Origin of the sequence: Flectobacillus sp. (genome assembly GCF_049240685.1) — a bacterium.
Classification (GTDB): Bacteria; Bacteroidota; Bacteroidia; order Cytophagales; family Spirosomataceae; genus Flectobacillus.
On the sequence record NZ_JBMLSD010000337.1, the window covers coordinates 1 to 5,774 of the forward strand.

The 5,774-nt window shown below is 38.8% G+C and carries 6 protein-coding genes and 1 tRNA gene; 6 read left to right on the plus strand and 1 reads right to left on the minus strand.

Annotated features, from left to right (window positions below):
* On the minus strand, positions 1 to 716 hold a 716-nt coding region (locus ACOVQ4_RS15195), incomplete at its 3' end, for an aminotransferase class I/II-fold pyridoxal phosphate-dependent enzyme (protein ID WP_421821480.1).
* A gap of 285 nt (positions 717 to 1,001) precedes the next feature.
* Here ACOVQ4_RS15195 and ACOVQ4_RS15200 point away from each other — a divergent pair.
* The 6 genes from ACOVQ4_RS15200 (at position 1,002) to ACOVQ4_RS15225 (ending at position 5,773) form a co-directional block, all read left to right on the plus strand.
* Positions 1,002 to 1,646 carry a pyridoxamine 5'-phosphate oxidase family protein gene (locus ACOVQ4_RS15200; RefSeq protein ID WP_421821481.1) on the plus strand — a complete coding sequence of 215 codons (645 nt, stop codon included), beginning with the start codon at positions 1,002 to 1,004 and terminating at the stop codon, positions 1,644 to 1,646.
* A gap of 140 nt (positions 1,647 to 1,786) precedes the next feature.
* Complete coding sequence (gene uxuA / locus ACOVQ4_RS15205; RefSeq protein ID WP_421821482.1) at positions 1,787 to 2,974, plus strand: mannonate dehydratase; 1,188 nt, start codon at positions 1,787 to 1,789, stop codon at positions 2,972 to 2,974.
* 260 nt (positions 2,975 to 3,234) lie between these two features.
* Positions 3,235 to 4,176, plus strand: coding sequence for a purple acid phosphatase family protein (locus ACOVQ4_RS15210; protein ID WP_421821483.1), 942 nt, complete (start codon positions 3,235 to 3,237; stop codon positions 4,174 to 4,176).
* Positions 4,177 to 4,458: 282 nt separating this feature from the next.
* Positions 4,459 to 4,872 carry a 30S ribosomal protein S12 gene (rpsL, locus tag ACOVQ4_RS15215; RefSeq protein ID WP_026997933.1) on the plus strand — a complete coding sequence of 138 codons (414 nt, stop codon included), beginning with the start codon at positions 4,459 to 4,461 and terminating at the stop codon, positions 4,870 to 4,872.
* Between the two features lie 145 nt (positions 4,873 to 5,017).
* Positions 5,018 to 5,485: a 30S ribosomal protein S7 gene (gene rpsG, locus ACOVQ4_RS15220; protein WP_095161130.1), complete on the plus strand. Its 468-nt coding sequence runs from the start codon at positions 5,018 to 5,020 to the stop codon at positions 5,483 to 5,485.
* A 217-nt stretch (positions 5,486 to 5,702) separates the two neighbouring features.
* Positions 5,703 to 5,773 (plus strand) — tRNA-Cys (locus ACOVQ4_RS15225).
* Position 5,774: the final 1 nt, after the last annotated feature.

Sequence of the window (5,774 nt, forward strand, 5' to 3'; positions counted from 1 at the left end):
ATGGTTATCATGGTTGCTCCAAAATGCTCAAATGTCTGGTTGCTTGCTTGATAACTTAGCTCACCAACTACAACCAAATCGCCCGAACAGATGAACGCATGAGCCAACAAATAAATCCCCATTTGGCTTCCTCGTGTGCTTAGGATATGATGAGCAGTAATAGAAAGCCCTCTAGTTTGATTGAGTAATGTGGCCAAATTTTCTCGAAAACGGCGCAAGCCATAAACCTCCGTATAATTTAATAAAGCTGGTTCGGCGTAGTTGATATAATGTGCATAACGTTTGGCCAATGCCTCCCTCGGAGCCAAGCGTGGGTCGGGCAAGCCATCATTGAAGGCAAGCCGATGATGAATTAATTTAGGTAAAAATAAACCCGAAGCTCGCTTGATTAGGATGCTATCTTTTTCACTTGTTTCCTTTATTTGAGTAGAAGTAAACTCTTTTGCCTGAATTATTGGGAGTTGATTACTGACAAAAACCCCTTTTTTGGGTAAAACTTCAATCCATCCTTGCGATTGCATTTCGTCGAATGCCTGAATGACTGTCTGACGATTTATTTCTAATAATTCTGCCAATGGACGTGAACCCAAAAGTTTGCTTCCTTTTGGAATAATACCGCTTTGAATATGCTGAATAAAAGCATTGGAAAGTTGCACATATAATGGCACTGACGAACCACGCTCTAATACCAAAATAGACTTATATGGAATTTGCATCTGGACTGTATTGCTATTTGTAACTGGACTAATGAACTATGCCAGTAAAGATAGAAATTTGCAATATGATTTATCAATATATCTGTTAATTAAGTAATCGAGCAGAATAATATTTAAGTTATGTGTTTAGGGACAAGGCAACAGGCAACAGGCACGGAGTGTTAAAATATTTTTATTAACCACAGCTATGCTTTTTTCCAAAGCCCACCGCCTACGGCTTACAGCCTAAAGCCGAGCACTAAAATTTAATTTTGTGTAATTACTTATACATATTTACAAGAACTTATGGAAGAGGTTAATTTAAAACCAAGTCGATTAGCAAAAAGAGCCAGCTATGACTCCGAACAAATTTACAGTATCCTCGACGAAGGATTGGTTTGTCAAGTTGCTTACGTTGAAAATGGGAAACCTATGATGATACCAACAGGATATTGTCGAATAGGCAATAAGCTTTATATTCATGGGTCTGTAGGAAGCCATTTTATGCGAAGCCTTGCCGATGGTCGCGAGGTTTGTATCTCTGTTTCGTTGTTGGATGGTTTGGTATTAGCTCGTTCTGCTTTTCATCATTCGGTCAATTATCGTTCTGTGGTGGTATTTGCACAAGCTGAACTTATTAGCGATGAACAAGAAGCATGGGATGCTTTAGAAGCTTTTACCGAACATGTTATCAAAGGTCGTTGGGCAGAAGTTCGTCAGCCAGAGGCTTCCGAAATGAAGAAAACAATGGTCTTGGCGTTTTCATTAGAAAAAGCTTCGGCTAAAGTACGAGTAGGTAATCCTAGCGACGATGAAGAAGATTATGAATTGCCAGTTTGGGCAGGAGTTTTACCCTTACAACAAGTTGCACAAGCACCAATTACTGATCCACTTATGCGTCATCAAACGCCAGTACCTGATTATGTAGCAAATTATTCTCGTAGCAAATAAGCTTTAATCTCTAAATCACAGGGGGCAACTTGTTGCCCTCATGCCTATTCTTTAAATCTTTCTTAGGAATGATTGGGTAAAAAAAAACAAAGATTGCCTTTATAAATTAATCGCATCTTTTCATCCTAATCAATCTTAAAATGCCCTTAGAACAAACATTTCGTTGGTTTGGTCCAAAAGACCCTGTATCGTTGGCACATATTCGTCAAGCAGGAGCTACAGGTATCGTAACAGCACTTCACCATCTGCCCAATGGCGTAGTTTGGTCATTAGAAGAAATTTTGACTCGTAAAGCCGAGATAGAAAAAGCAGGACTTAGTTTTTCTGTAGTAGAAAGCGTGCCTGTACACGAGGATATCAAAAAACGCTCCGGCAATTATTTGCAATACATCGAAAATTACAAACAGAGTTTGCTCAACCTTGGCAAAGCAGGCATTGACACGGTGTGTTACAATTTTATGCCTGTATTGGACTGGACTCGTACCGATTTGGATTATCCATTGGCCGATGGGTCTACGGCCCTACGCTTTGATGCTACCGAATTTGCAGCTTTTGAAGTATTTATCCTAAAAAGAAAAGGCGCAGAGGATAGTTATTCAGAAACTCAATTACAAAAAGCTCACGCTTGGTATAATCAAGCAAGTGAAGCTGCCAAAACCAAGCTAATTCGTAATATTATAGCAGGTTTGCCGGGTAGCGAAGAAAGTTTTACCGTAGAAGAATTTGCAGCAGTATTAGACACCTACAAAGAAGTTGGAGATGCAGAATTGCGTGCCAATCTTTATGAATTTATCAGAGCTATCACTCCAGCAGCAGAAGAGGCAGGCATCAATCTTGCCATCCACCCCGATGATCCTCCTTATCCAATTTTGGGCTTACCAAGAGTGGTAAGTACCGAAAGCGATGCGCAACAATTATTAGCAGCTTACGAAAGCACTAATAACGGTCTGTGTTTCTGTACAGGAAGTTATGGCGTTCGTGAAGATAATGACCTAGCAGGTATGGTCGAACGCCTAGGAAGTCGTATCAACTTTATTCACCTACGTGCCACCAAGCGTGATGCTGAGGGGAATTTCTACGAAGCCGACCACCTCGATGGCGATGTAGATATGTATGGTGTGATGAAGGGTCTTGTTTTAGAACAACGCAAGCGTATCTCAGACGGTAGAACAGATTATCGTTTGCCTTTCCGTCCAGACCATGGACATCGTATGTTAGATGACCTAAATCCTGAAAAACGTACTAACCCAGGTTATACCGCTATTGGTCGCTTACGTGGTTTAGCTGAGCTTCGCGGATTAGAGCTAGGGATAGTAAGAAGTTTATAAAATCTTAGGCCTATGTCAACAACATAGGCTTTTTTGTTTTTTTATTTAGGGAAAAAATCAAGTTGTATTACTTTAATAATATAGTATTGTTAAATCCTTGCAGATAGTCATAGAATATTCTCAATAGAAGTCTAATTTTGATAGACTATTGAGTACAATTTTAAGATTATCTTTGTATTGCAACCATTGGCAGGCAGAACATTTGAACAGCTATGTTATGACAATTGTTGAAGTACACAAACTTAATTTTCTAAAAAATTATGAAAAAAGTATTTTACCTGCTTGCCAGTATATGTTTATTGGCTACAAAAGCAAAAGCACAGGACGTGCAAAAAATTGAAGGGACTTTGAAGTTTTTGGTTATGGGCGATTGGGGGCGTGTTGGCGAAGACCACCAGAAACCTGTTGCAGATCAAATGGGAAAAGTTGCAAAGCAAATAGGTAGCGAATTTGTGATTTCGACAGGCGACAATTTTTATCCACGAGGGGTTCAAAGTGAGTTTGACCCACTCTGGAAATATTCTTTTGAGGATATCTACACCGCTTTCTCTTTGCAGTGGGATTGGTATCCTGTTTTAGGAAACCATGACTACGGCGGTAATCCAGACGCGCAAGTAGCCTATTCAAAAATTAGTCGTCGTTGGCGAATGCCAGCTCGCTATTACACCAAAACCTTCCAAATAGATGAGGGCAATGAGGTGTTAGTGGCGTTTATCGATACCAACCCATTGATTCCTGATTTTTATAAAAATAAAGACTATGGTCCCAATGTAATTAGCCAAGATAGTACTGCTCAGAAAAAATGGCTAGAAAAAGTATTATCAACGACTTCTCCAAAAGTAAAATGGAAGTTGGTTGTGGGGCATCATCCACTCTTTACAGCTACCGAAAAACGAAGAGAGAGCTATGATACCAAGGCAGTAAGAGCATCATTGAAGGGCATACTAGATAAATACCAAGTGGATGCCTATATCTGTGGTCATGATCATGACTTACAGCATTTGTTACCGCCTCCTAACAAAACACACTATTTTGTGTCAGGCTCTGCATCAGAAAGTACTGCTATTGGCACATTGCCAATAAGTAAGCTGGCAAGCAACGAATATGGCTTTATGGTGTTTTCAGTGAATAGTAATAAACTTAATGTCCAAGTGGTTAATCATAATGGTAAGGTTATTTATACTACTGAGTTAACAAAATAATTTTCATGTTTTAATCAAAAAGCAAAAGGAGTTTTGTGTTTCGAGGAGCATAAGATTCCTTTTTCTTTTTTATGAGAAAAATACAAAAAAATATCCAATGGCTTAATTATGAGATAATTATTAAGAGTATGTATAAAATAATTGAATCAAACCTTTTGTTTATCAGAGACTTTACGTAATTTTGCACCCCTGATTTGAGAGTCTGCCAGTTTATTTTCTTAAAAAAATACACATAAAGTCTTTCAAAATTAGGAAAGTGTATCTCAATAACAACAAGACAAAATGCCAACTATACAACAGTTAGTACGTAAAGGTAGAGAGCAAATGACTTGGAAGTCAAAATCTCCAGCCTTAGATTCTTGTCCACAACGTCGTGGCGTTTGTACAAGGGTATATACTACAACGCCAAAGAAACCAAACTCTGCGATGCGTAAAGTAGCCCGTGTACGTTTGACAAATGGTAAAGAAGTAAACGCATACATTCCAGGTGAAGGTCACAACTTGCAAGAGCACTCAATCGTTTTGATTCGTGGTGGTCGTGTGAAAGACTTACCAGGTGTACGTTACCACATCATCCGTGGTGCCTTGGATACTGCAGGTGTTAACGGTCGTCGTCAGCGTCGTTCTAAATACGGTGCTAAACGTCCTAAGCCAGGTCAGGTACAAGCAGCTCCAACAAAAGGAAAGAAAAAATAATTTGAAAATTTGAAACTCGTTAGTTTGAAAATGTAAATTATCATTTTCAACTACATAGATTATCCTATTTCAAATTAGACAAACAGTCCAGTATGCTATGTTAAGAGCAGAAGCTTGGGCTAACATTAAAAACTTAACAATTCCAATGAGAAAGGCAAAACCAAAGAAAAGATACGTGTTACCAGATCCTAAATTTAGAGATGTAATGGTAACTAAGTTTGTTAACAACTTGATGTACGACGGTAAAAAATCAACGGCATTCAATATTTTTTACGGTGCATTAGACAAAGTTGAAGATAGAACAAAAGAAAACGGTTTGGAAACATTCAAGAAGGCATTGAACAACGTAATGCCAGCTGTAGAAGTAAAAAGCCGTCGTGTAGGTGGTGCTACATTCCAAGTTCCAACAGAAGTACGCGCAGATCGTAAATTGTCAGTAGGTATGAAGTGGTTGATTCTTTATGCTCGTAAGCGTGGAGAAAAAACAATGGTAGATCGTTTGGCTGGCGAAATTATCGCTGCTGCTAAAGGTGAAGGTGCTGCTGTTAAGAAAAAAGACGATACACACCGCATGGCGGAAGCGAACAAAGCGTTCTCACACTTCCGTTTCTAATTCTAATCAAGTTAACAACACTCAGAGATACACACAAAGGCAAACTCAGCAATGGGTTTGCCTTTACTTTTATTCTAATGCTCAATTCGTAAAAATAGTGCTATATTAGTTATAATTACTATTTGAAAATCAGTGTCTTATAAAGTATTTATCTTTTTTTGCTCAAAAAATTTGGTAAATGCCTCATGAATTCCTAATTTTGCATTCCAAACAAAAGGGTCTTGTGGCCGAGTGGCTAGGCAGAGCTCTGCAAAAGCTTGTACAGCGGTTCGAATCCGCTCGAGACCTC

Bases quoted from the DNA above. Each gene is read 5' to 3' on its own strand.
- ACOVQ4_RS15200 (WP_421821481.1), top strand. From the start codon at position 1,002: ATGGAAGAGGTTAATTTAAAACCAAGTCGATTAGCAAAAAGAGCCAGC.
- uxuA (WP_421821482.1), top strand. From the start codon at position 1,787: ATGCCCTTAGAACAAACATTTCGTTGGTTTGGTCCAAAAGACCCTGTA.
- ACOVQ4_RS15210 (WP_421821483.1), top strand. From the start codon at position 3,235: ATGAAAAAAGTATTTTACCTGCTTGCCAGTATATGTTTATTGGCTACA.
- rpsL (WP_026997933.1), top strand. From the start codon at position 4,459: ATGCCAACTATACAACAGTTAGTACGTAAAGGTAGAGAGCAAATGACT.
- rpsG (WP_095161130.1), top strand. From the start codon at position 5,018: ATGAGAAAGGCAAAACCAAAGAAAAGATACGTGTTACCAGATCCTAAA.